Raw genomic sequence first — 25,509 nt, forward strand, 5'->3', positions numbered from 1 at the left:
TCCGGATGCTCGGGTCGGTAAGCCTCAGGTCAGGAGGCAGGGACCTGCGGGATCCCCAGCATGTCACGGGCCTGCCGCGCCGTCGCGACCGGCCGGTCGTACCGCGCGCACAGTTCCGCCACCCGCTTCACGAGCTGGGCATTGCTTTCCGCCAGGGTGTTCCTGTCCCAGCGGATATTGTCCTCCAGCCCGGTGCGGACATGGCCACCCATCTCCAGCGCCCAGTGGTTGACCTCCAGCTGGTGGCGGCCGATGCCGGCGGCGGTCCAGGTGGCGTCGGGCAGCATCTCCCGCAGCTTCCGGACCTCGAACTCCAGGATGTCGCGCCTGGCCGGCAGGGCGTGCTTCACGCCGAGCACGAACTGCACATGCGGCGGTGGCTTCAGCAGCCCCTGGTTCACCATGTCCACCGTGTTGTAGAGCATGGCGAGGTCGAAGGCCTCGATCTCCGGCTTGATGCCGTAGTCCAGCATCTGCTGCGCGAGGTGGCGCACGAAGTCGGGCGGGTTCTCGTAGACGATGGTGGGGAAGTTCACCGAGCCGGTGGCCAGCGAGGCCATGTCCGGCTTCAGGTAGAGCATCGCCCCGCGCTGGTCCAGCGAGCGGCCGCGCCCGCCGGTCGAGAACTGAATGATGATGTCCGGGCAGTGCTTGCGGATGCCCTCCTGCAAGGCCGCGAACTTCTCCGGGTCGGACGAGGAGCTCTCATCGGCATTGCGGACATGGACATGGACCAGGGCGGCCCCGGCCTCATAGGCGGCCTGGGTGGATTCCACCTGTTCCGGGATGGTGATCGGAACGGCGGGGTTGTCCTTCTTGCGCGGCACCGAGCCGGTGACGGCCACGCTGATGATGCAGGGCTCGCCCATGGTTCCGTTTCCTCCCCGGTCCTGCCGTCCGTCTCAGACGCGCTCGATCAGGGCCGCGATGCCCTGGCCGACGCCGATGCACATGGTGGCGATGGCGCGCTTGCCGCCCAGCGTCTCCAGTGCGTTCACCGAGGTCAGCGCGATGCGCGCGCCCGATGCGCCCAGCGGATGGCCCAGCGCGATGGCGCCGCCATGCGGGTTCACCTGCGGCGCGTCGTCCGGCAGGCCCAGGTCGCGCGTCACCGCCAGCGCCTGGCTGGCGAAGGCCTCGTTCAGCTCGATCAGGTCGATCTCGCCGATCGACAGGCCGGTGCGGGCCAGCAGCTTCTTCGTCGCAGGCGCCGGGCCGAAGCCCATGATGCGCGGCTCGACACCGGCCGTGGCCATGCTCACCACCCGGGCGCGCGGCGTCAGGCCGTATTTCCGGGCCGCCGCCTCGCTGGCGATGATCAGCGCTGCGGCGCCGTCATTGACGCCCGAGGCATTGCCCGCCGTGACCGTGCCGGGGGTGCGGAAGGGGGTCTTGAGCTTGGCCAGGCCCTCCAGCGTCGTCTCGGGGCGCGGGTGCTCGTCCACCTCCACCACCGTGTCGCCCTTGCGGCCGGGGATGGTGACGGGCACGATCTCGCGGGCGAAGAATCCCGCCTCCTGCGCCGCCTTGGCCTTCTGCTGCGAGCGATAGGCGAAGACGTCCTGGTCCTCGCGCGAGATGCCGAACTGCTCCGCCACGTTCTCGCCCGTCTCGGGCATGGAATCCGTGCCGTAGGTCTTCTTCATCATCGGATTGACGAAGCGCCAGCCGATGGTGGTGTCCTCGATCCTCGCCTCGCGCGAGAAGGCCGTCGCCGCCTTGCCCATCACGAAGGGCGCGCGGGTCATGCTTTCCACGCCGCCGGCGATCACCAGCTCCGCGTCGCCCGAGCGGATCATGCGCGCCGCCGTGCCCACGGCATCGAGGCCCGAGCCGCAGAGCCGGTTCAGCGTCGAGCCCGGCACCGCCACCGGCAGCCCGGCCAGCAGCACCGCCATGCGGGCCACGTCGCGGTTGTCCTCGCCCGCCTGGTTGGCGCAGCCGACATAGCAGTCGTCCACCGCCGCCCAGTCCACGCCCTTGTTGCGCTCCACCAGGGCGCGGAAGGTGTGGGCCAGCAGGTCGTCCGGGCGCACATCCTTCAGCGCGCCGGCATAGCGGCCGATCGGGGTGCGGACGAAGTCGCAGATGTAAGCGTCAGCCATGGTTCGCTCCCCTCTCAATCGGCCTGGTGCAGCCGGGCGCCGGTCTTCGCCTGCAGCGTGTCGAAATCCAGCCCCGGCACCATCTCGCGCACCACGAAGCCCTGCTCCGTGATGTCGATCACCGCGAGGTTGGTATAGACCCGCGTCACCGCGCGCCCGGCGGTCAACGGATAGGAGCATTCCTCCACCAGCCGCGGCCTGCCGTCCTTGGTGGTGTGCTCCATCACCACCCAGAGGCGCTTGGCGCCCACCGAGAGGTCCATGGCCCCGCCCACGGCGGGGGCGCTGTCATTGGCCGAGGTCGCCCAGTTGGCGATGTCGCCGTTCTGCGCCACCTCGAAGGCGCCGAGCACGCAGAGGTCCAGGTGCCCGCCCCGGATGATCGAGAAACTGTCCGCGTGGTGGAAGAAGCTGCCGCCCGGGGTCAGCGTCACATGCTGCTTGCCGGCGTTGATCAGCCAGGGATCGACCTTGCCTTCCTCCGGCGCCGGGCCCATGCCCAGCAGCCCGTTCTCGGAATGGATCACCACCTCATGGCCCGCCGGGATCTGGTCGGCCACCAGGGTCGGCACGCCGATGCCCAGGTTGACGTACCAGCCCTCGGGAATGTCCTTTGCCACGCGCGCCGCCATCTGCGGGCGGCTGAGCGGCCTGAAGTTCACCGTCTCCGACATGTCTCGCTCCTCCGCCTCAGCTCTGGGGATCGCCGTAGGGAACATGCACCACGCGGTCGGTGAAGATGCCGGGCGTGACGATGGTCTCCGGGTCCAGTCCCCGCTCATCCTCGCAGAGATGCTGGGTCTGCACGACGGTGCATTTGCCCGCCATGGCCATCACCGGATTGAAGTTCCGGCCGGACTCCCGATAGACGAGGTTGCCCCAGCGGTCCGCCCGCCAGGCCTCGACCAGCGCGACGTCGCCCGGCAGGGCCTCCTCCAGGATGCAGGGGCGGCCATTGTACTCGCGCACCTCCTTGCCCTTGGCCAGCAGCGTGTTGGCGCCGGTCGGGGTGAAGAAGGCCGGCACGCCCGCGCCCGCGGCACGCATCCGCTCCGCCAGCGTGCCCTGCGGCACGATCTCCAGCTCGATCTTCCCGGCCTTGTACAGCTCCTCGAAGACCACCGAGCCGGAGGAGCGCGGGAAGGAGCAGACGATCTTGCGCACCCGCCCCAGCTCCATCAGCTTCGCCAGGCCGGTGCGCCCGGTGCCCGCGTTGTTGGCGACGACGGTGAGGTCCTTCGCCCCCTGCTCCGCCAGTCCTTCGATCAGGGCATTGGGCTGTCCCACCGGGCCGAAGCCACCGATCAGCACGGTGGACCCGTCCTTCACCCCTTCCAGCGCCTCCGCGATCGAGCGGACGAATTTGTTGATCATGCGGTCTTCCCGTTGCGGCGCGGAAGGGTCGCCGCCTGCTGCAGCACCCGGTCGATGAAGAGGCTGGCCGCGCCCAGATAGCCAGCCGGATCGGTAAGGGCCTCGATCTTCTCCCTGTCGAGGCGGGAGGACACCTCCTCCTCCCGCGACAGCGCCTCGGCGAGGGGCACCCCCTCCTTCAGCGCCACGTCGCAGGCATGGTGGACGGCATGGTGCGCCTGCTCGCGCCCCAGCACGGGGGCGAGGCCCATCATCACCGCCTCGGCCATGATCAGCCCGCCGGTGCTGTCGAGGTTGCGGCGCATGCGTGCGGCATCCACCGTCATCCCCTCGGCCACCAGCACGGCCTGCTCCAGCGCGCCATGCGTCAGCAGCAGGCTCTGGAAGATCGCCAGCGGCTCGGCCTGCCAGGGGCCGGTGCCGCGTTCCTGGTCGTGCGGCAGGGCGGCCAGCATCTGCGGCACCAGCGCGCCCACCCCGCGCGCCTGGGCGATCACGTATTCGCAGGCGATCGGGTTGCGCTTCTGCGGCATGGTGGAGGAGCCGCCACGCCCGGGGGCATGCGGCTCGGCCACCTCGGCCACCTCGGTCTGCATTAACAGCATGACGTCGGTGGCGAACTTGCTGAGCGAGCCGGTCAGCAGCCCGCACCAGGAGACCAGCTCGGCGAAGCCGTCATGCGCGACATGCCAGGGGATCTCCGGCTCGGCGAGGTCCAGCTCCCGCGCCAGCCCGGCCAGCACCTCCGCCCCGCGGTCGCCCAGCGAGGCCAGCGTGCCGACCGCGCCGCCGAACTCCACCCGCAGCACGCGCGGCCGCAGCTCCGCCAAGCGCTCCCGCATCCGCAGCAGGGGCGAGAGCCAGACGGCGCATTTGTAGCCGAAGGTCACCGGCAGGGCATGCTGGAGATGCGTGCGCCCGGCCATCACCGTGCCGCGATGCTCCTCCGCCCGCGCCGCCAGCGCGGCGCAGACCCGGTCCAGGTCCCGCTCGATGATCGCCAGCGCGTCGCGGATCACCAGCACCGTGGCGGTGTCGAGGATATCCTGGGTGGTGGCGCCCCAATGGGTCCAGCGCCCGGCTTCCGGCCCGGCGGCCTGGGAAAGCTGCTTCACCAGCCCCACCACCGGATAACCGGTGTTGCGGGTGGAGATGGCGAGCGCGGTCATGTCGAGCTTTCCCGCCCGCGCCGCCGCGGTGATGGCGGGCGCGGCTTCCGCCGGGATCAGGCCCAGCCGGGCCTCGACCCGGGCCAGCGCCGCCTCCACGTCCAGCATGCGCTGCAGCCAGGCGCGGTCGCCCGCCGCCTCGCGCATCGCCTCGCTGCCATAGAGGGTGCCGAAGACCACGCTGTCGGCGGGGTTGACGCTCATGCCCGGGGCACCCCTTGCGTCGCCGCGCGGCTCATCGCGTCTCCTCCTCCATCTCCTTCAGGGTCTTCTTGGCCAGTTTCAGCGCATGATTGGCCGCCGGCACGCCCGCATAGGCGCCCACCTGCAGCAGGACCTCCGCGATCTCCTCCGGCGAGACGCCCGTGTTGCGCGTGGCGCGCACATGCAGGACGAACTCGTCCTCCCGTCCCAGCGCCGCCATCATGGCCAGGGTGAGAAGGGACCGCGTGTGCCGTGGTAGCCCCGGGCGGGTCCAGATGCCACCCCAGACATTGCGGGTGATGTAGTCCTGGAAGGGCTGGTCCAGCGGCGTCACCGCGGCGCCGGCACGGGCGACATGCGCCTCGCCCAGCACGGCTTTCCGCACCGCCAGCCCGGCAGCATAGGCGTCGCCCGCCGCGACCGGCGCCTGGGCGGTGAGGAAGTCACGCATCGCCGCGACCACCGCCTCCGGGCGCTCCATGGTCGGGATATGGGCGGTGTCGGGGATCACCTCCAGCCGCGCGCCGGGGATGGCGTCGCGCAGCGCCTCGGCGCTGGCCAGCGGCGTCGCCTGATCGCCATCGCCCACCAGCACCAGTGCCGGCACGCTCAGGCGGCGGGAGGTCTCGGTCAGGTCGGCGGCGGCGATGGCCTCGGCGGCGCCGGCATAGCCTTCCGGATCGGTCCGGCGCAGCATGGCGCGCAGCGCATCGGTGCGCGGCTCGCCCAGTGAGGCCGGCGTCACCCAGCGCGCCACCACCGTTTCCACCAGCGGCTCCATGCCCTCCGCCCGCACCGTGGCGGCGCGGTCGATCCAGCCCTGGGCCGGGGGGATGGCCAGCGCCGTGTCCACCAGCGTCAGGCTGCGCACCCGCCCCGGTGCCTGGGCGGCGAGCGACTGGGCGATCATGCCACCGATGGAGATGCCGGCGACATGGGCGCTCTCCACCCCCATCAGATCCAGCAGGCCCAGCATGTCGCGGGCCATGCCCTCGATGCTGTAGGGTCCGGGGGTGACGCCGCTCAGCCCATGGCCGCGCAGGTCCGGGCGGATGACGCGGTAGCGGTTCGAGAAGGCCTGGGCCGGCTCCTCCCAGATCCCGGCATTCGTGCCCAGCGAGTGGAGCAGGAACAGGACCTCGCCATTGGCGGGGCCGGAGACCTGCGCCTGAAAGGTGGTGCCATCCAGACGGAGAAACATCGTGAGCCTCCCGAAAACCTGGCCGGGGCCCGTTTGGGTCCCTGGCTGGAACCTTGACTGGGACAAAGCCGCCCGGTCACGGCTTCGCCCTTTCGCGCCGGCTCCGCAAGTCCCGTTTCCGGAAAGATTTTCCGGAAACGGACGCCCCTGCCCTCCCCGGCGCCGGAGGTCCTGGCGGGTCAGCCCGTCCTGCCGCCCACCATTTCCGCGAAGTGCCGCAGCATCCGCTCGGGGTCGGGTTCGCGCCAGGTGAAGAGGCGGAAGGCCTGCACCGCCTGAAAGACCGCCATGCCGCCGCCGCTCAGCGTCCGACAGCCGAGCGCGCGGGCGGTGCGCAGCAGTTCCGTTTCCAGCGGGAAATAGACGATCTCGGAGACCCAGAGCGCCGGCCGCAGCAGTTCCGCCGGCAGCGGCAGGCCGGGATGCGCGGCCATGCCTGTGGGCGTGCAGTGGACCAGCCCGTTGGCCGCCGCCATGGCCGCCGGCAGGTCGGCGCAGGCCACCGCCCGGCCCGCACCGAAACGCTCCGACAGCGAGGCGGCGAGCGCCTGGGCCCGGGCGGGGTCCATGTCCTGGATCGTCAGTTGTCCGACGCCCATGGTCAGCAGCGCATGCGCCACCGCCACCCCGGCGCCGCCCGCGCCGAGTTGCACCACCCGGTCCAGCGCCACGCCGTCCATGTTGCGGCGAAAGGCCTCGGCATAGCCGGACCAGTCGGTGTTGTGGCCGATCCGCCGGCCGTCGCGCAGCAGCACGGTGTTCACCGCGCCCAGCGCCGCCGCGTCGGGGGACAGCTCGTCCAACAGCGGGATCACCGCCTGCTTGCAGGGATGGGTGATGTTGAGCCCGGTGAAGCCCATGCGCCCGGCCGCCTGCAACAGCTCCGGCAGTGCCTCCACGCCCAGGCCGAGGACTTGCAGGTCGATCAGCTTGTACTGGGAGCGCAGGCCCTGCTCGTCACCCTCCCGCTCATGCATCGCCGGGGTCAGGGAGGCCTGGATGCCGTGGCCGATGAGCCCGCAAAGGACCGTCTGGCGCGGCGTCACTTCGCCTCCCCGATCAGGCGGGCGACGCGTTGCAGCGCCAGCGTATAGCCCTGGGTGCCGAAGCCCGCGATCACGCCGCTGGCTGCCAGCGTCACATAGGAATGGTGCCGGAAGCTCTCGCGCTGATGCACGTTGGAGATGTGCACCTCGATGATCGGCCCCTCGAAGGTCTTCAACGCATCGAGGATGGCCACCGAGGTATGGGTGAAGGCGGCGGGGTTGATGACGATGCCTGCCGCCACCTCCCGCGCCTCATGGATCCAGTCGATGATCTCGTATTCGCGGTTGCTCTGGTGGAAGCGGATCTCCAGCCCCAGTTCCGCAGCCGCCCCGCGGCAGTCTCGCTCCACATCGGCCAGGGTCTCATGGCCGTAGATCTGCGGCTGCCGCTTGCCCAGCAGGTTCAGGTTGGGTCCGTTCAGGACATAGACCAAACGTGTCACCGGGGCACCCTCCCTATCGGATCTCGGGACCCATGGCCGATCGGCATTCCGGTCCGGCAGTCCGGCCTGGGACGGCGCTGGATGTGGACTAACCGGTTAATCCAAGTCAACGGGGAATGCTCTCATTTAGATGTCTTCTTACGCTCACGCGCGCCCCGCGACGATGGGGGGGCGATATGCGTCTGTGTCCGGCCAGCGCCGTTGCGATCCGCCTGGACCGGTGGGGGCAGCGCCACGTCACCCGGCAGGGTGCGCAGGAAAGGGGCGGCAGGGGAGCGGCAGGGCGGCTACCGGGGGAAACACCCAGCGCAGGCTGAGCCTCGGCCTCCGGCGCAACTGGCACGGCAGGCAGTTCGCCAGGGGCCGAACGGCTGCTCATGGCCGCGAGTCAGGCCACCCGCCGGATGGCCGCGAACACGAGGGGGCATCGAAGCATCGAGGCTTCAGGGGTTTGCGGACGCACGCTCCCGGATGGTGGCTCCGGAGACTCGCTCTAACGCCGCAACGTGACGAGGCTGCCATGGACCCAGCCCTCGGGGCTGGCATCCCCGACCTGGTACCAGCCCCCCGGGGCGGTGCCGAAGATCGTCAGGCTGGTCCCGGCTGGCACCACCCGCAGCACCTGCCCGCCGCCATTCGGATGCATGCGGAGATTGCCCGGCTGACGCATCGAAAGCGTGCCGGAGGCATCCTGTGCCGCAGAAGCCGCCGGTCCTGCCTGTTGCGCCTGGTCCCTGCCCGTTCCCTTCGGCATCATCGTCGTGGCCGTCACCTGCGTCACCTGCGGCAGGTTGGCCGGGATCGGCGGCAGGAGTGGCGGAGCGGCCTGCCGCAGGGTCGGCTTCGGTCCGCCTTCCTCCCGGCAGCGGGAGACGGTCTCGACATAGACCCGCGTCGCCTCGACATCCGACAGGGCGACATGCTGCTCCAGCACTGGATCCGCGCCATCGGAATAGGTCAACACTGCCACGAAAGGCACGAAGGCCCCGCTCGCTCCCTTCGCATTGACTTGGCCGCAGACTGCCACCGTGTTCGGCATCGCCTGGACATAACTCTGCACCGCACGGAGTTGCGGCTGGCCATAGGAGGCAAGCCCGGCGCGCAAGGCGGCCTCCGTCACCACTTGGGCCTGCGCCAGACGGTCGGGCTCGCCGCTACCCTTGGCGTCCTTCTCGTTGCAGGCAGTCAACGCGGCCAGCAGGGCCAGGCCGGTGCAGGCGCGGAGGACTCCCGACCCGATGGCGGCTTTCATGGCACCCTGTCCTCCTGTCTCGTCGCGGGCCTCTGGCACATGGCACGGCAGAAAGGCAGCCAGGCCGGAACGGCGGCACCACGCCCGGCAGTCCGGCCACCGGGGGAAGAACGCCTTCGCCGCAACAATGTTTGGAGGGTCCGGGAGAATTTCACAGGCGCGACGCGATCCCCGGCTCGTTTTCCCCAGGCTGCAGGGACCCGGAAAGCCTGGCGCGGCCGGGAGCGTTCCGGCGGGGCGGCCTTCAGGCTCCCTTCAGGCTCCACGCTCCCGCTGGGCGCCCCCGCCGGCCGTGCCGAGGAGGCCGCGCGGCGGGTGGCCTCAGAGCAGGGCCTTGGCGCGCTGCAGCACCTGATCGCAGAGCTTCTGGCCGAGTTCGCTCTTCAGGCTGGCGAGGTCGAAGCTCTTGCCCTGCGCGTCCAGCACGCCCTTGGAGCCTTCGACGAAGCCCGGGTTGCCGCTCTGCTTGGCGGTTCCGCCGAGCTTGCCCAGGAGCTGGTCCTTCACCGAGGCCGCCTCCGCCCCGCCGGTCAGGCGCTGCCGCACGCAGTATTGCATGAGCCCCGCGATGTTGCTGCTGCTGGCGGCGGCCGGGGACGGCACCGCGATGCTGCCGAGGCTGTTGCCGGCGGCGTTCTTCAGCGTGTCCATCAGCTGCGCCCGCGCGGGGGTGACGGCGGCGGGCGCGGCGGTCAGCAGGGCCATGACGGCGAGGCCTGTCACGAGATGTCGCATCGGCGTCTCCTTAACCTTCCGGGAGGCGGTGACGGAACACAGGCCGCCCCCCGGCGCAACCCCGGGCCGGCCACAGGATTTCGTGCGCGGCCGGAAAGGGGGAGGCGCGGGCGGCCTCGCCCGGCACGGCTATTTCACCGTCTGCGCCGCGGTGAAGGCGAAATTGGCGTAGCTGTATTCCGCGACGCGGAACCAGAGGAACTCCTCGTCGCGATACTTGCGGTAGCTTTCCCAGATCCGCTTGAAGCGCTCGTTGCGGTTGCCGATCTCGTCATAGAGTTCGTTCGCCGCCTTCCAGGCTGCGGTCATGACGTCGCGCGGCCAGGGGCGGAGCTGCGTGCCCGCGCCCACCAGCCGCCGCAGCGCCTCCGGGTTGCTCTGGTCGTAGCGTGAAAGCATGTCGGTGTTCGCCTCGGCACAGGCGGTTTCCAGCGCCGCGCGGTAATGCGGCGGCAGCGTGGCCAGGGCGCGCTGGTTGACCAGCAGATGCGTCTGCGCGCAGGGCTCGAAGAAGCCGGGATAGTAGTAGTAGGGCGCGACCCGCGCGAAGCCGAGCTTCTCGTCGTCATGCGGGCCGACGAATTCCACCGCATCGATCGTGCCGCGTTCCAGCGCCGGGTAGATGTCGCTGGCGGCGAGCTGCGTCGGCACGGCGCCCATCCTGGCGAACATGTCGCCCGCCAGCCCGGCGATGCGGAACTTCAGCCCCTTCACGTCGTCGAGGCTCTTGATCTCCTTACGGAACCAGCCGCCCATCTGCGCGCCGGTGTTGCCCATCATGAAGGGCACCGCGTTGTAGTCCTTCAGCAGCTCCTCCATCAGCGCCTGGCCTCCGCCCTGCTGGTACCAGCTCGTCTGCTGCCGGTCGTTCATGCCGAACGGGACGACGGTGAAGAAGGCGAAGGAGGGGTCCTTGCCGGTGTAGTAGTAGGTGGCGGTGTGGCAGGCCTCGACCGTGTTGTTCTGCACGGCATCCAGCGCCTGCAGCCCACCCACGATCTCGCCCGCCGCGAAGAGGCGGATCTGGAACCTGTTGTCGGTGAGCTGCGCCACGCGCTTCGTCATCTTCTCGGCGGTGCCGTAGAGGATGTCGGTGGAGCGCGGGAAGGAACTGGTCAGGCGCCAGCGGATCTCCGGCATCGCCTCCGTGCCGCCGGCGGGGGCCTGGGCGGCGGCGGGCAGGGCGGGCGCGGCCGCCATGGCGGCGGTCAGCAGGGCGCGGCGTTGCATGGATTCCTCCCGAAACCGGTTCTTGCCGCAAGAGCAGCAGAGATCGGGCGGAAGCGCCAGGGGTGGGTGAAGGGGTGGGCGGGCACCCGCAAGGCCTGCCCCTGCCAAGGCCCCGGGCCCCCTGCCCCCTCCACCGATATGCCATAGCCTGCCGGCGATGACGCGAATCGATGCAGCCCTACCTCCTCCCCACGGCCCCGTCCGGCCATGACCATGTGGTTCGACGCCTTCGTGCCCGCCTTCGGGCTGATCGCACTCGGCATGCTGCTGAAGCGGCGCATGCTGCGCGATGGCGCGGTCTGGGCAGGCATCGAGCGGCTGGTCTTCTACGTGCTGATGCCCGCGCTGCTGGTGTCCTCGATCTCCGCGGTGGACCTGCGCAGCCTGCCATTCGGCGGCATGGCGGCCAGCATCTGGTTGGCGCTTCTGCTCGGCACCGCCCTGGCGCTGCTGCTGGCCCGGCTGATGCGGCAGGACCATGCCAGCGCGACCTCGGTGCTGCAGGGAGGGATACGCTTCAACAACCTCGTCGCCTTCGCCGTCACTGGCGGTGTCCTGGGGGCGCCCGGCGTGGCGCTGGGTGGGGTGACGACCGGGCTGATCGTGCCCTGCGTGCAGTTCATCCTGACCATCGCCTTCGCCATGGGCGGCGAGCGCGGCTGGCCGCGCCCGGCCTCCGTGCTGCGGCAGGTGGCGCTCAACCCGCTGATCCTGGCCTGCCTGCTGGGCTTCGCCCTGTCCGCCCTCGGCGGCCTGCCGCCGGGGCTGGGGCCGCTGCTGCGCGCGCTGGGCGGTGCCTCGGTGGCGCTGGGCCTGCTCGCCGTGGGGGCGGCGCTGACCCTGGGGGCGTTGCGGGACCGGCCGCTGCTGCAGAACCTGGTGGCGGCGCAGAAGCTGCTGCTGATGCCGCTCCTCACCCTGGCGCTGGCGCGGCTCTTCGGCCTCGACGCCCTGGCCGCCTCGGTCGCCGTGCTGTTCATGGCGATGCCGACCGCCACGACAGGCTATGTCATGGCGCGCGCCATGGGCGGCGATGCCCCGCTCATCGCCGCCATGACCACCGGGCAGCATATCCTGGCGGTGCTGAGCCTGCCCTTCTGGGCCTGGCTGCTGCTGCCCTGACCCTTCGAGGGGCTGCTTTTCCCGGCCATTTGGCTTTGTGGTGACCTGCCGGGGGAGAGGCGCCGCCTCTCCCGCCGGACCCCCTCTCCGCCGGGGACCGAAGCCGGCCCCCGGACATGAACTGGCGCTCGTGGTTGCCGTCAGGTTGCCGTTGATCTCCGGGAGCAGGTGGAAAGGCGGGACTCCCAAAAGGAAGAAAGACACCGTAACCGCGCTGATGGGGCACCGGCAGTCCGCCGGAGAGCCAGGCTCTCCGGCGCGATCCGGCGGCAGCGAGGACCAACGAATCGGGTCCAGGGTGCGCAGCGTCCTGGCGGATAGGGGGTCCGGGGGAAAGGCAGCACCTTTCACCCGGGACGGCGCAACGCCGGGCGCAAGGCGATCCCGCGGAGGCGGCAACGGGAAGGGGCGGCCATCCATCCCCTTCTGGTGGGGAACGCGGCTTCCCCTGTGTTGGCGCCAGCGTGATATGCTCCGTCCCGTCCTGCGGGAGGCAGCCCTGCGAATCCGCCGGGCCGGCGCGAATCCGGTCTGGCCTGGTCTTTCCCTTCGCCTTGGCGCGGGGCAAGGAGGGCATTATGGGTTCGCCGGATATCATGACCGACCTGCCGTCGCCCGACCTGTCATTGCCCGACCTGGCCTCGCTGCGTGCCGAGATCGATTCGATCGACGACGCGGTGCACGACCTGCTGATGCGCCGGGCGGCGCTTTCCGCCCGCATGGCCGCCAGCCGGGTGAAGAACGACAGCTTCCCCTATCGCCCGGGGCGCGAGGCGGGAATCCTTCGCCGCCTGCTGGCCCGCCATCATCCCCCCCTTCCGGCCGGCACGATGGTCCAGGTCTGGCGGGAGATCATCGCGGCCTCGCTGTTGCAGCAGGGGCCGCTCTCCCTCGCGGTGCTGCAGCCACAGCGCGGGAATCCGGGTGAATCCCCGCTCTCCTCCCTGGCCCGCGCCCATTACGGCGAGGGCAGCACGCTGCGCCTGCACGCGACGGTGGGCCGGGTGCTCGCCGCGCTGTCCGCCGGGGAAGCGAACCTCGCCATCCTGCCGATGCCCGATGACGGCGACCTGGCCGAGGCCGCCTGGTGGCTGCGGCTGGAGGCGCCGCGCCTGCACGTGGTGGCCGCGCTGCCCTTCCTCGCCGCCGCGGGGCAGCGGCCGCAGGCGCTGGTGGTCGCCGCCATGGCGCCGGAAGCCACGGGGCGCGACCGTTCCCTGCTGCGCCTCGCCCACGCGCCGGACATGTCGCGCGATGCGCTGGCCGCCGCGCTGTCGGCGGCGGGGCTGAAGGTGCTGCGGCTGATCCCCTTCCGCGACCTGCCGCACCCGCACGAGACGGGCGCCGGGCGCGCGGCCGACAGGGGCGCGGAGGGCTGCGCCCTGGCCGAGATCGAGGGCTTCCTGTCCGCCGACGACCCCCGCCTGAAGAATTTTCGCGCCGATCTGCTCGGCGCCTATGCCGAGCCGGAGAGCCTGCCATGACCGTGATGCCCCGTCCCTCCATCCTCGCCGTCGAGCCCTATGTCGGCGGCGAATCCAGGATCCCGGGCGTGAACCGCATCGTGAAGCTGTCCTCCAACGAGGGCGCCTTCGGCCCGCCGCCCGGCGCGGTGGAGGCGATCCGGGCGATGGCGACCGAGGCGCACCGCTATCCGGATGGCGGGGCGAAGGCGCTGCGCGAGGCGATCGGGGCGGCACATGGGCTGGACCCGGCGCGGATCGTCTGCGGCAACGGCTCCGACGAGCTGATCGCGCTGCTGATCATGGCCTATGGCGGCGAGGGCACCGAGCTCGTCATGTCCGCCTACGGCTTCCAGATGTACGAGCTGACCGGGCTCTGGGCCGGCTGCCGCGTCATCAAGGTGCCGGAGCGCGAGCTGACCGCCGATGTGGATGCCATGCTGGCCGCGGTCGGGCCGCGCACGAAGCTGGTCTTCCTCACCAACCCGAACAACCCGACCGGCACGCTGCTGCCGCAGGGCGAGGTCGAGCGCCTGCGCGCGGGCCTGCGCGACGACATCCTGCTGGCGCTGGATTCCGCCTATGCGGAATACGTTACCGCCCCGGGCTACGACGCCGGGGCGAAGGTTGTGGATGCCAGCGACAACACGGTGATGCTGCGCACCTTCAGCAAGATCTATGGACTGGGCGGCATGCGCCTGGGCTGGGCCTATGCCTCGCCCACCATCGTCGCTGTGCTGGGCCGGGTGCGTGGGCCGTTCAACGTGAACGCCGCCGCCGCCGCCGCCGGCATCGCCGCCCTGGCCGAGCCGGGCTGGATCGGGAAGAACGTCGCGCACAACAGCGAATGGCGCGCGAAGCTGAGCGCGGCGCTGGAGGCGGTGGGCCTTCCGGTGCGGCCGAGCGAGACCAACTTCGTGCTGGTGGATTTCGGCAGCGCCGAGCGCGCCGGGGCCGCCGACGCGCATCTGCGCGCGCGCGGGCTGATCGTGCGCGCCATGGGCGGCTATGGCCTGCCGCGCTACCTCCGCGTCACCATCGGCAATGCCGAGGAATGCGAGATGGTGATCGAGGCGCTCACCGGCTTCGCGCGCGGATGAGCGATCCCCTCTTCCGCCGCCTCTGCATCATCGGCGCCGGCCTGATTGGTTCCTCCCTGGCGCGGCTGGTCTGCGAGCGGGGCGACATCGCCCGGCATCTGGTGGTGCACGACAGTTCCGCCACGGTGATCGGGCGGGTGCGGGCACTGGGCATCGCCGATACGGTGGAGCCCAATCCGGTGCGGGCGGTGGAGGGCTGCGACGCGGTCGTCCTCTGCGTGCCCGTGGGCGCCTATCACGGGGTGATGTCGGTGATCGCGGCGCATCTCGCCCCGGGCTGCGTGCTGAGCGACGTCGGCAGCACCAAGAGCAGCGTGCTGCGCGACCTGCTGCCCCTGTTGCCGGAAGGCGTGCACCTGGTGCCGGGCCATCCCATGGCCGGCACCGAGTTCTCCGGCCCCGATGCCGGCTTCGCCGCGCTGTTCCAGGGCCGCTGGGTGATCCTGACGCCGCCGCCGGGCGCCGATCCCACCGCCGTGGAGAAAGTCACGGAGATGTGGCGCCGCGCGGGCTCGACGCTGGAGGTGATGGACGCCGCCAAGCACGACAAGGTGGTGGCCATCGTCTCGCACCTGCCGCACCTGATCGCCTTCACCATCTGCTCCACCGCCGACGACCTGGCGCAGGAGACGCAGGACAACATCCTGCGCTTCGCCGCCTCGGGCTTCCGCGACTTCACCCGCATTGCCGCCAGCGACGTGGCCATGTGGCGCGACATCTTCCTGAACAACCGCGAGGCGCTGCTGGAGATGCTGGCGCGCTTCACCGAGGATTCCCAGGCCCTGGGCCGCGCGGTGCGCTGGGGCGAGGCAGGCTTCATCGAGGACCGCATCCAGCGCGGGCGGAAGGTCCGGCGCTCGCTGATCGAGATGAAGCAAGCCTGAAGTGGGGTTTCCGGCGGATGCCCCCGGGCGGAGGCTCCGCCTCCCCCGGTCCCCCACCGCTGGGGAGATAGTATCTCCCCAGACCCCGCCTTGAGTTGGTGCTGGCGGCAAGGTCGGCCTGTGGCCCACTCCTGGGGACAGGCGGACCGGCAAGCTCCCGGAGAAAGGAAAGACACTATCTTCGCGCTGGTGGCAGCGGCAGTCGCCGGGAAGCCATGCTTCCCGCCGCGATCCGGTGTCAGCGAGAGCCAGCGAAGGGGAGGTCCAGGACCCTCAGGGTCCTGGTGGATGGGGCCCCGGGGAAGGCAAGGCCTCCCGGCTGGCAGTGGCAGCAAAGCCCTGATCCCCTGCCTTGCCCCCCACCCTGGCCCGGAGGGCGCGGAGGGCCTATCTAGGGGATCCCATCCTTCCTGCAGGCGAGCGATCCGATGCGCGACAGCAGCTACACCGGCTATACCCCTCATATCGTTCCCGGCGTGACGCCGGTGGACAAGATCACGGTGGAGAGCCGGGTGGTGGCCTGCGACGGCGGCAAGGGCGCGCTGGGGCATCCCACCATCTACATGCGGATCGAGGACCGGGAGGTCACCTGCCCCTACTGCTCGCGCACCTATGTGCTGGCCGAGGGCGCGGGGGATGACGGCCACCACTGAGGCGCTGGCAGGAATTCGGAAAGGGGCGGCGATGACCGAGGATGCACCCTCCGGGACCCCCCGTGACAGCACGGCCCCGGAGCAGGAAGCGGCCACAGCCGCCGTCATCAACATGCCGGGGGCGGCGGGCGGCGTGCCGGCCACCCCGCCGGGCGAGCGGCACCTGATCCTGGTGGACGGGTCGGGCTACATCTTCCGCGCCTTCCACGCCCTGCCACCGATGACCAATCCGGAGGGCGTGCCGGTGAACGCCGTCTTCGGCTTCTCCGGCATGCTGTCGAACTTCCTGTCCCGGCATGTGGGCAGCCATATCGCCGTGGTCTTCGACGCCTCCCGCAGCACCTTCCGCAACGAGATCTACCCCGACTACAAGGCGCACCGGCCCGAGCCGCCGCCGGAGCTGGTGCCCCAGTTCAAGATGATCCGCGAGGCCACGGCGGCCTTCGGCGTCGCCTGCGTGGAGCAGCAGGGCTACGAGGCGGACGACATGATCGCCTCCTATGCCGCCGCCTTCGCGCGGGATGGCGGGCGGGTGACGATCGTCTCCTCCGACAAGGACCTGATGCAGCTCGTGGACGAGCGCGTCGAGCTGCTGGACCCGATCAAGCAGAAGCCGATCCGCGCCGCCGAGGTGATGGAGAAGTTCGGCGTGCCGCCGGAGAAGGTGGTCGAGGTGCAGGCCCTGGCCGGGGACCCCACCGACAACGTGCCGGGCGTGCCGGGCATCGGCGTGAAGACCGCCGCGCAGCTGATCGAGACCTATGGGGACGTGGAGACGCTGCTTTCCCGCCTGTCCGAGATCAGGCAGCCCAAGCGCCGCCAGACGCTGGAGGAGAATGCGGAGAACGCCCGCATCAGCCGCCGGCTGGTGGAGCTGGACCGCAACGCCCCCCTGCCGCACCCGGTGGAGGAATTCGTCACCCGGCCGCCCGAGCCGGCGCGGTTGAGCGGCTTCCTGGAGCGCAACGGCTTCCGCTCGCTGCAGCATCGGCTGGGGCTGAGCCAGGACGGCCTGCGCGACAGCGGCCCCCGTCGCCCGCCGGCCGCGCTGGAGGCGCCGGTTCCCGCCGAACCGCTGGCGGTGCCGGCCGAGGCCGCGCCCTTCGGCCCCTACGAGACCATCGCCGATCTCGCAACGCTGGAAGCCTGGATCGCGCGGGCGCGCGAGGCCGGGGTGGTGGCGGTGGACACGGAGACGGACAGCCTGGACGCGCTGGCGGCCAATCTGGTGGGCGTCTGCCTTGCGGTCGCGCCGGGGCAGGCGGCCTACCTGCCGCTGCGCCATGCCTCGGGCGACCTGTTGCAGCCGGCGCCGCAGCAGGTGCCTTTCGACGAGGCGATTGCCCTGCTGCGCCCGCTTCTGGCCGAGCCCGGCATGCTGAAGGTGCTGCACAACGCGAAATACGACACCGAGGTGCTGGCCCGGCCGGAGAATGGCGGCCTCACGGTCGATCCGGTGGACGACACGATGCTGCTTTCCTACAGTCTCGATGCCGGGCGGCACGGGCATGGGATGGACGAGCTGTCGCGCCGGCATCTGGCGCACCAGCCGGTCACCTATGACGAGGTGACCGGCACCGGCAGGGCGCGCAAGCCCTTTGCCCAGGTGCCGCTGGAGCAGGCCACCGCCTATGCCGCGGAGGATGCGGATGTCACGCTGCGCCTCTGGCTGGCGCTGAAGCCGCTTTTGCGCGAACGCCGGGCGCTGGCCCTCTACGAGCAGGTCGAGCGTCGCATGATCGCCGTGCTGCGCGACATGGAAACCGCCGGCATCAAGGTGGACGGCGAGGAGCTGGCGCGGATCGGCGAGGACTTCTCCCAGCGCATGACGGCGCTGGAGGCGGAGATCCACGGCCTCGCCGGCCGCGCCTTCAATGTCGGCTCCCCCAAGCAGCTCGGCGATATCCTGTTCGGCGAGATGGGCCTGCCCGGCGGCCGCAAGGGAAAGACCGGCGCCTATTCCACCGACGTCTTCGTGCTGGAGGAGCTGGCGGCCCAGGGCCACGAGCTGCCCCGCAAGGTGCTGGACTGGCGGCAGCTCTCGAAGCTGAAATCCACCTATGTGGACGGGCTGCAGGCGCAGATCGCCGCCGATGGCCGGGTCCATACGGATTTCAGCATGGCCATCACCTCCACCGGCCGGCTTTCCTCCACCGAGCCCAACCTGCAGAACATCCCCATCCGCACCGAGGAAGGCGCCAAGATCCGCCGCGCCTTCGTGGCGGAGCCGGGGCATGTCCTGCTGGCGGCGGATTATTCGCAGATCGAGCTGCGGCTGCTGGCCCACATGGCCGACGTGCCGACGCTGCGGGAGGCCTTCAGCAAGGGCGAGGACATCCACACCCGCACGGCGCGGGAGATCTTCCGCCTGCCGGAAGGGGCGCCGGTGGACCGCGAGCTGCGCCGCCGTGCCAAGACGGTGAATTTCGGCATCATCTACGGCATCTCGGCCTTCGGCCTGGGGCCGCGGCTTGGCATCTCCCCGGGCGAGGCGCGGGGGATCATCGACGCCTATTTCACGCAGTATCCGGGCATCCGCGACGCGATGGAGAAGATCAAGGAGGAGGCCCGCATCCACGGCTTCGTCCGCACCTCCTTCGGCCGGGCGCTGTGGATTCCCGACATCACCGCCAAGCAGGCGCAGATCCGCGCCAATGCCGAGCGGCAGGCGATCAACGCCCCCTTCCAGGGAGGGGCTGCGGAGATCATCAAGCGCGCCATGGTCCGCATGCCGCTGGCACTGCGCGAGGCCGGACTCTCGGCGCGCATGCTGCTGCAGGTGCATGACGAGTTGCTCTTCGAGGTGCCGGAGGGTGAGGTCGAGGCGACGGCGACGCTGGTGCGGGAGGTGATGGAGGGTGTGGCGACCTTGCATGTCCCCCTGTCCGTCGAGGTCGGGACGGGACATTCCTGGGCCGAGGCGCACTGATCCGGCCAGCCGCTTTTCCTGGCCGTTCTGCGTCGCGCTTCGTGATGGCCCGCCGGGAGAGAGGCTCTGCCTCTCTCCCCGGCCGGTCCAGGGGCCCCGGGCTTTCGTTGGCTTTGCGTGGGTGCCGCCAGTCTGCCGCCTGATCCCGGCTGGAGGGGCGCACCAAAGCTCCGGAACCTGGCGAAGCGGTGAAATCGAGGTAGGGGCAGTTTCCGGCCGGCTTGCGCGCGGGTGCCCCATCCTACCATTACAGGTTGTGCTTGTCCCCTGTTGCCTCGGCTCAAAGGCGCAAGTTGCATTCTTGTTTCCTGGGTTACTTGTTGTTGATTCGGAAGGATGATTCAGGGAGGGCGGATTTCCTTGCGCAACAACCTGTGGCTGAATATTTTATAATCGTATCGCAACGACGAACCGTGCCACGGTCGCCCCGCCCTGTCCGCCCGGGCTATAACCGTGCCGGGAGGAGGGTTTCCCCGGCTCTCCGACGTTCTGGATCGTGCCCGTGGCCTCACCTTTGCGATGGATCGTTGCCCGGCTTCGCCGCCGTCCCGACAAGGAGCACGAGATCGCCCTGAACCGGGTGGCGATCGCCCTTTGCGCGCTGGTGTACTTCTTCCTGGTGGTGCCCTCCGATGCCTCGCTGGAAGAGGCGCGGTGGCTCTGCGCCGCCTTTGCCATCGCGACACTGCTGCTCTGCGGGCATCTGGTGCTCCGCCCCGGCGCCTCCGTCCTGCGACGCCTGGCGGGGATCGTGCTGGATCTGGGCACCCTCTCGGGCGGGCTGCTCACCGGCGGTGTCTATGTGGCCGCGCTCTATCCGCTCTATCTCTGGGTGATCTTCGGTAACGGCTTCCGCTTCGGCATCGCTTATCTGGGCGTCGCGGCGGGCCTGTCCATCCTGGCCTTCGGCACCATCATCCATGTCTCGCCCTACTGGCAGGCCAACTACCCGCTGGCGCTGGGCCTGCTGGCTGGGCTGGTGGTCCTGCCGGGCTATGCCGCGATGCTGATCCGCAAGCTGTCCCTGGCGCGGGACCAGGCGGAACAGGCCAGCCAGGCGAAGAGCCTCTTCCTGGCCAGCGTCAGCCACGAGCTGCGTACGCCGGTCACCGCCATCGTCGGCATGAACGACCTGCTGCGCCGCACGCCGCTGCAGCCCGAGCAGCGGGAGATGACGGGGACGATCCAGACCTCCGCGCGCTCCCTGATCTCGCTGATCGACGACCTGCTGAACCTGTCGCGCCTGGATGCGGGCCGCGTCGCCTTCGAGCAGGTGGTCTTCGATCCGGTGGCGGTGCTGCGCGACGCGGCGCGGCTGGTCACCGCCCAGGCGCTGGAGAAGGACCTCCGCCTCGGCTTCCACGTCACGCCGCGCAGCACCGGCCTGCTGCGCGGCGACCGGCGCCGCCTGGGCGAGGTGCTGCTGAACCTGACCGGCAACGCGGTGAAGTTCACCCGCCAGGGCGGGGTGGTCCTGGCCCTGGACATGCAGGAACAGCCGGGAGGCATCCTGCTGCGGCTGGAAGTGTCGGACACGGGGATCGGCATCGCGCCGGAGGCCCAGGAGCGCATCTTCGAGAGCTTCACCCAGGCCCATGAGCGGATCGCCAACGATTTCGGCGGCACGGGGCTGGGCCTGTCCATCTCCCGCCGCCTGGTCCGGGCGCAGGGGGGCGAGATCGGGGTGCGGAGCCGCCTGGGCCGTGGCAGCACGCTCTGGCTCATCCTGCCCATGGAGCGTGCCGCCGCCGAGGGCACACCTTCGCCCATGCCCTGGCATGCGGTGGTGCTGGTGCGCGACGCCAGCCTGCTGCCGGCCCTGGAACGGGCGGCGGAGCCGGCCGGACTGCGCCTCGCCCTGGCGCGGGGCCGCGACGAGGCCCGCCGCCTGCTCGCCGCGGCCGTCCCGGCGGGCGAGGGGCCGCGGACGCTGATCCTGCTGGGCGAGGAGCCCGCCGTGGCGGAGCAGGCGGAGGAGGCCCCCGGGCCGCCCGCTCAGCCCGACCTGCCGCCGGAGGCCGCGCGCCTGCCCGTCCTGCTGATCCGGCCCGATACGCTGCCCGGCCTCCCGGAGCCGTCGCGGCGCTTCGGGGCGCTGGCCATCCTGTCGGCGCAGCGGCTGGAGGCGGAACTGCCGCCCGTGCTGCGCGCCGCCCACACGCTCTGGCGGGTGGGGATGGAGGACGAGCAGGCGCTGGTCCGCGGACGCACGGCCGGGCGGCATATCCTGGTGGTGGACGACAACCGGGTGAACCAGAAGGTGCTGTCGCGGATGCTGGAAACCGGCGGCCATGCCGTCACCCTGGCCGGCAATGGCGAGGAGGCGCTGGACCTGCTGGAGCGGGACAGCTTCGACCTCGTGGTGATGGACGTGAACATGCCGGTCATGGGCGGGCTGGAGGCGACCAAGCTCTACCGCATGGCCTCGCTCGGCCAGCCGCACCTGCCCATCGTCGCCCTGACCGCCGACGCCACCAGCCAGGCGCGGGAAAGGGCACTGGAGGCGGGCATGGATGCCTGCCTGACCAAGCCGATCGACCTGGAAACCCTGCTGGACCTGGTGGAGCGCCTCCTGGCCGACAAGCCATCCCCGGCCGTGCCGATCCGGCGCCAGACAGTTCCCTTGGCGGTGGTTTCGCCGCCGGACGAACAGCCGTCCCGGCCCGCCACGGCCATGCCGCCCTGGACCGTCTATGAGAATCCGCGGCCCGAGCCGGCTCTCGCGCCGATCCCGGTCCCGTCCCATGGCCTCCCGCCCGATGCGCCGCCGCCGGTCCTGGCCGGCCAGCCGCTGCTCGACGAGACGATGCTGGAAAATCTGGAAACGCTGGGCGGCGCCGCGTTCGTCGCGGACGTGGTCGCCTCCTTCCTCACGGAAGCGGCCGCCCATCTGGAGGAGGTGCGAAAAGCCGTCCGCCTGGAGGATGGCGCGACGTTCCGGGACCGGGTGCATGCCCTGCGCAGCAGCGCGGCCAATGTCGGCGCGCTGGTCCTGCCGGAGCTCTGCCGCGACTGGCAGTTCGCCAGCGACGAGATGGTGCGCCAGAACGGCGCGGAAATGGCGGCGCGGCTCGTTGCCGAGTTCGAGGCGGTGCGGGCGGCGCTGCTGCGGCGCCAGGCCCTGCCGCCGGTGCTGGTGACCCGGCGGGACTGATCCCGCCGCGAGCCTCGTCCTGGCCGCCAGCCTGAGGGGTCGGAGCCGCCGGGGAGGGCCTCCCCCGCCGGCCCTTCTCCTTCGCCCGGTGTCGCGGGCGCAGGGCGGGCCGTCACTCGGCCGCGATGCCGATCCCCCGGTCGCGGCTGGTCCGGCGCTCCTGTGCCGCGGCGAGGCGCTCCATCTTGCGCAGGTCCGCCGGGGACAGGCGCATCGCCGCATCCACCCAGACATCGACGATGTCGCGCAGCTCCTTCAGCGTCACCGGCGCGGCGATGTGGCGGGCGCGGAACACCGCCTGCATCGCGTTGTGCCGGCGGCCCTGTCCGGCGATGTACTGCCGCAGCTCCTCGTCGCCCTGGCCCGGGGTCAGCAGCATGTCCACCAGGCCCAGCTCATGCAGTTCCTCGGCGGTGTAGATGCGGCCGCTCAGGATCATGCGCTCGGCCTGCACCGCGCCGATGCGGCGGGCAATCAGGCTGTAGGCGCCCATGCCGGGGAACAGGTTGAACAGCACCTCCGGCAGGCCGAACTTGGTGCCCCGCTCCGCCGCGATCAGGTTGCAGGACAGCGCCGTCTCGAAGCCGCCGCCCAGCGCGTCGCCCTGCACCAGCGCGATGGTCACGACCGGGGCGCCGTAGCTGACGAGGTTGTTGTACACCACGTCGATGCAGCGGTGCGCGTAGTGCTGCAGCAGCACCCGCTGCTCCTTGCGCACCGCCTCGGCGAAGAGCTTCAGGTCGCCGCCCATGTTGAAGATGCCGGGAATGCCCGAGGCCACGACGAAATAGTCGAAGGGGCGCTTCTCGCCAGCCTGGGCCAGCCAGCGGGCGACATCCGCCTGCATCTCGGTCAGGTCGCGCAGCACGCCCGGCGAGACGCAAGGGCGGCCCTGCGGCACCAGGTGGCACCAGAAGGTGCGGGCCTCGGCATCCAGGCGGACGCGGATATCGGCGAAGTCCTTGTCCAGGACCAGGCTGCCATCCGTGGCGATGGGGCTGAGGCCCTGGATCTCCATGCGGGCGGAGACCAGCTGGTGCTGTACCGGTGAGTTGGGGAAGGAAGTGGTGGAGAAGTAGGTCATGGAAGAGCCTTTTTCTAAGGAACGCGGACACCCCTCTCGCCCAGCGTGCGGGCGGGGGCACCGGCATTCTGAATAAGGCCCTCCCCGCCGTCTTTGTCCGCATCAGCTCGTGCGAAAGGAATCGTGTGGCGGGGAAAGAAGCGGAGGCACCAATATTTGTTTCTTATTAGAAACAAAATGGCAGATGCTTCGCAATCCCCCGCGGATGCCGGTGCCGCGCTTCTGGAAGGCTGCGCGTTCGGGACCTGGCCACGGAGGGAACGCAGCCCCCGGTGCCGGCTCCCCGTCCTGGTGTCGGTCTCTTCCCGCGCGCTCCATCTCGGCGCTCTTTCGATGGGCGGCCCGGCGGATGGTGCCGGCCCGTTTCGGCCCGCCGCCACACAGGCGGCGGATGGCGGCGGCGTACGCAGGTGCCGCCGGAGGGGGCTCAGGCTCCTGCCGGGAACGGCGCCCAGGCCAGGTCCTTCTCCGCCACCAGGCTTGGGGCGGTCGGCCATTCGATGGCGAAGCCCGGATCGTCGTAGCGGAATCCGTCCGCGAAGCCCGGCGCGAAGGGCGTGGACATGCTGTAGGTCACTTCCACGTCGTCGGTCAGGGTCAGGAAGCCATGGGCGCAGCCGGTGGGGATATAGAGGCTCAGATCCTCGTCCTGCCCCAGCCGGAATCCCTGCCATGTCCCGAAGCTCGGCGAATCGCGCCGGACATCCGCCACCACGTCGAAGATCGTGCCGCGGACGCAGCGCACCAGCTTCACCTCCTCATAGGGTGGCCGCTGGTAGTGCATGCCCCGCAGCGTCCCGGCGCGCCGCGTCACGGAGGTGCTGCTCTGCACGAAGCGGCCATTGAGGCCGCGCTCCGTGAACTCCTTCTCGCAGAAGGTGCGACCGAAGGAGCCCCGTTCGTCGCGGTGGCGCTCGATCACAATGGCCCAGAGGCCCTCGATCCTGGTAGATTGGAAGATCATTTTACTGTCTTTATACCAATATTGAGATGAAGCGAAGGGTTTTCCGATGAGTGGGCTTGGCCAGGAATTGCATGGACATGTGGAGGCGCTGTTTCCGATCTGCCGGAGCATCACCGGGACGGGCCTGCGGCAGACGCTGCGCTACATCTCCGACCGCATCGGGCTGGAGATCCATGAGGTGCCCAGCGGCACGCCGGTTCTGGACTGGGAGGTGCCGGAGGAATGGACGGTGCGGGGCGCCCGGATCGAACGCCTGAACGGCGAGACGGTGGTAGATTTCCGCGACAACAACCTGCACCTCGTGCAGTACAGCCTGCCGGTGGACCGGGTGGTGCCGCGGGAGGAGCTGGAGCGGCACCTGCATAGCCTGCCGGACCAGCCGGACCTCATCCCCTACCGCACCGGCTACTACGCAAGGAGCTGGGGTTTCTGCCTGACGCAGAACCAGCGCGACGCGATGCAGGACGAGGCCTACCGCGTCGTGGTGGATACCACCCTGGCGCCCGGCGCGCTCAGCTATGGCGAGCTGTTCCTGCCGGGCGAGAGCGGGGAGGAGTTCCTCTTCTCCATCCATTGCTGCCACCCCTCGCTGGCCAACGACAACCTCGCCTCCATCGCCGTGGCCATGGCACTGGCGGATTCGCAGAAGCGGCGGAACGGCCGGAAGCTGGGCCTGCGCTTCGTCTTCCTGCCCGGCACGATCGGCGCCATCACCTGGCTGGCCCGCAACCGCGATACGGTCGGGCGGATCCGGCACGGGCTGGTGCTGAGCTGCCTGGGCGATGCCGGAGGGCTGACCTACAAGCGTTCCCGCCGCGGCGATGCGCCGGTGGACCGCTACGCCACGCATGTGCTGGCGGAGGAAGGCTTCGCCGAGCGCGTGCTGCCCTTCATCCCCTATGGCTATGACGAGCGGCAGTACTGCTCGCCCGGCTTCAACCTGCCGGTCGGCTGCCTGATGCGCTCGCCCAACGGCAGCTTTCCGGAATACCACACCTCCGCCGACAACCCCTCGCTGGTGAAGCCGGAATCGCTGGAGCATTCGCTGATGGCGCTGGAGCGGGTCGTGGCGATGGCGGAGGCGGACTACATCCCCCTCAACATGCAGCCCTATGGCGAGCCGCAGCTCGGCCGGCGTGGCCTCTACAAGGCCATCGGCGGCCAGCACGACCAGGAGGATGCGCGCGCCCGCTTCGACCAGATGACCGTCTTCTGGGTGCTGAACCTCGCCGACGGCACGCATTCCCTGCTGGACATCGCGGAACGCGCGGGCAAGCCCTTCCCGGCCGTCGCGGCGGCAGCGCGGGCGCTGTCGGAGGCCGGGCTGCTGGTGCCGGCGGAAGGCCGGACCATCGGGCAGGACCGGGCGGGCTGATCAATCCAGGACGCGCGAATCA

Annotated in this window: 21 protein-coding genes; 8 read left to right on the top strand and 13 right to left on the bottom strand. The window is 70.3% G+C overall.

Features of this window, described 5'->3' with window-relative positions:
- Positions 1–29: 29 nt before the first annotated feature.
- The 11 genes from BT98_RS0115065 to BT98_RS0115115 form a co-directional block, all read right to left on the bottom strand.
- Positions 30–869 (bottom strand): BKACE family enzyme, encoded by an 840-nt coding sequence (locus BT98_RS0115065; RefSeq protein ID WP_019461698.1) that lies wholly within the window; start codon positions 867–869, stop codon positions 30–32.
- Between the two features lie 33 nt (positions 870–902).
- Positions 903–2,105 (bottom strand): 3-oxoadipyl-CoA thiolase, encoded by a 1,203-nt coding sequence (pcaF, locus tag BT98_RS0115070; RefSeq protein WP_019461699.1) that lies wholly within the window; start codon positions 2,103–2,105, stop codon positions 903–905.
- A 14-nt stretch (positions 2,106–2,119) separates the two neighbouring features.
- Positions 2,120–2,779 carry a 3-oxoacid CoA-transferase subunit B gene (locus tag BT98_RS0115075; protein WP_019461700.1) on the bottom strand — a complete coding sequence of 220 codons (660 nt, stop codon included), beginning with the start codon at positions 2,777–2,779 and terminating at the stop codon, positions 2,120–2,122.
- Between the two features lie 16 nt (positions 2,780–2,795).
- Positions 2,796–3,479, bottom strand: coding sequence for a 3-oxoacid CoA-transferase subunit A (locus tag BT98_RS0115080; protein WP_019461701.1), 684 nt, complete (start codon positions 3,477–3,479; stop codon positions 2,796–2,798).
- Positions 3,476–4,852: a 3-carboxy-cis,cis-muconate cycloisomerase gene (gene pcaB, locus BT98_RS0115085; protein ID WP_019461702.1), complete on the bottom strand. Its 1,377-nt coding sequence runs from the start codon at positions 4,850–4,852 to the stop codon at positions 3,476–3,478. The genes BT98_RS0115080 and pcaB overlap by 4 nt, the downstream gene beginning before the upstream one ends.
- A 31-nt stretch (positions 4,853–4,883) precedes the next feature.
- Complete coding sequence (gene pcaDC / locus BT98_RS0115090; protein ID WP_019461703.1) at positions 4,884–6,053, bottom strand: bifunctional 3-oxoadipate enol-lactonase/4-carboxymuconolactone decarboxylase PcaDC; 1,170 nt, start codon at positions 6,051–6,053, stop codon at positions 4,884–4,886.
- Between the two features lie 179 nt (positions 6,054–6,232).
- Entirely contained in the window at positions 6,233–7,099 is an 867-nt protein-coding gene (locus tag BT98_RS0115095) for a shikimate dehydrogenase (protein ID WP_019461704.1), read from the bottom strand.
- Entirely contained in the window at positions 7,096–7,542 is a 447-nt protein-coding gene (aroQ, locus tag BT98_RS0115100) for a type II 3-dehydroquinate dehydratase (RefSeq protein WP_026033298.1), read from the bottom strand. Before aroQ ends, BT98_RS0115095 begins: the two co-directional genes overlap by 4 nt.
- A gap of 493 nt (positions 7,543–8,035) precedes the next feature.
- A complete protein-coding gene (locus tag BT98_RS0115105; RefSeq protein ID WP_019461706.1) occupies positions 8,036–8,794 on the bottom strand; it encodes an SH3 domain-containing protein in 759 nt (252 codons plus the stop codon).
- A gap of 321 nt (positions 8,795–9,115) precedes the next feature.
- Positions 9,116–9,529: a DUF2501 domain-containing protein gene (locus tag BT98_RS0115110; RefSeq protein WP_019461707.1), complete on the bottom strand. Its 414-nt coding sequence runs from the start codon at positions 9,527–9,529 to the stop codon at positions 9,116–9,118.
- 129 nt (positions 9,530–9,658) lie between these two features.
- Positions 9,659–10,759: a TRAP transporter substrate-binding protein gene (locus tag BT98_RS0115115; RefSeq protein WP_019461708.1), complete on the bottom strand. Its 1,101-nt coding sequence runs from the start codon at positions 10,757–10,759 to the stop codon at positions 9,659–9,661.
- Positions 10,760–10,966: 207 nt separating this feature from the next.
- Here BT98_RS0115115 and BT98_RS0115120 point away from each other — a divergent pair, with 207 nt between their 5' ends.
- The 7 genes from BT98_RS0115120 (at position 10,967) to BT98_RS0115150 (ending at position 22,064) form a co-directional block, all read left to right on the top strand.
- A complete protein-coding gene (locus BT98_RS0115120) occupies positions 10,967–11,881 on the top strand; it encodes an AEC family transporter (protein ID WP_019461709.1) in 915 nt (304 codons plus the stop codon).
- Positions 11,882–12,477: 596 nt separating this feature from the next.
- A complete protein-coding gene (locus tag BT98_RS24600) occupies positions 12,478–13,365 on the top strand; it encodes a chorismate mutase (protein WP_157223104.1) in 888 nt (295 codons plus the stop codon).
- Positions 13,362–14,444 carry a histidinol-phosphate transaminase gene (hisC, locus tag BT98_RS0115130; protein ID WP_019460966.1) on the top strand — a complete coding sequence of 361 codons (1,083 nt, stop codon included), beginning with the start codon at positions 13,362–13,364 and terminating at the stop codon, positions 14,442–14,444. The genes BT98_RS24600 and hisC overlap by 4 nt, the downstream gene beginning before the upstream one ends.
- Positions 14,441–15,328 carry a prephenate dehydrogenase/arogenate dehydrogenase family protein gene (locus tag BT98_RS0115135; RefSeq protein WP_019460967.1) on the top strand — a complete coding sequence of 296 codons (888 nt, stop codon included), beginning with the start codon at positions 14,441–14,443 and terminating at the stop codon, positions 15,326–15,328. Before hisC ends, BT98_RS0115135 begins: the two co-directional genes overlap by 4 nt.
- 428 nt (positions 15,329–15,756) lie before the next feature.
- Positions 15,757–15,981, top strand: a complete 225-nt coding sequence (locus BT98_RS0115140) for a zinc-finger domain-containing protein (RefSeq protein WP_019460968.1) — start codon at positions 15,757–15,759, stop codon at positions 15,979–15,981.
- Between the two features lie 31 nt (positions 15,982–16,012).
- Entirely contained in the window at positions 16,013–18,910 is a 2,898-nt protein-coding gene (gene polA / locus BT98_RS0115145; RefSeq protein ID WP_019460969.1) for a DNA polymerase I, read from the top strand.
- 502 nt (positions 18,911–19,412) lie between these two features.
- Complete coding sequence (locus BT98_RS0115150; protein WP_115359307.1) at positions 19,413–22,064, top strand: hybrid sensor histidine kinase/response regulator; 2,652 nt, start codon at positions 19,413–19,415, stop codon at positions 22,062–22,064.
- A gap of 112 nt (positions 22,065–22,176) precedes the next feature.
- On the opposite strand, the gene BT98_RS0115155 is transcribed toward BT98_RS0115150, so the two are convergent.
- The gene (locus BT98_RS0115155; RefSeq protein WP_019460971.1) at positions 22,177–23,148 is read right to left on the bottom strand and encodes a crotonase/enoyl-CoA hydratase family protein; all 972 of its coding nucleotides are present in this window, start codon (positions 23,146–23,148) and stop codon (positions 22,177–22,179) included.
- Positions 23,149–23,575: 427 nt separating this feature from the next.
- Positions 23,576–24,112, bottom strand: a complete 537-nt coding sequence (locus tag BT98_RS0115160; protein WP_019460972.1) for a dTDP-4-dehydrorhamnose 3,5-epimerase family protein — start codon at positions 24,110–24,112, stop codon at positions 23,576–23,578.
- A 46-nt stretch (positions 24,113–24,158) separates the two neighbouring features.
- On the opposite strand from BT98_RS0115160, the gene BT98_RS24605 reads away from it, so the two are divergent.
- Positions 24,159–25,487, top strand: a complete 1,329-nt coding sequence (locus BT98_RS24605; RefSeq protein ID WP_037251071.1) for a DUF4910 domain-containing protein — start codon at positions 24,159–24,161, stop codon at positions 25,485–25,487.
- Positions 25,488–25,509: the final 22 nt, after the last annotated feature.

Origin of the sequence: Roseomonas mucosa ATCC BAA-692, from assembly GCF_000622225.1 — a bacterium.
Classification (GTDB): Bacteria; Pseudomonadota; Alphaproteobacteria; order Acetobacterales; family Acetobacteraceae; genus Roseomonas; species Roseomonas mucosa.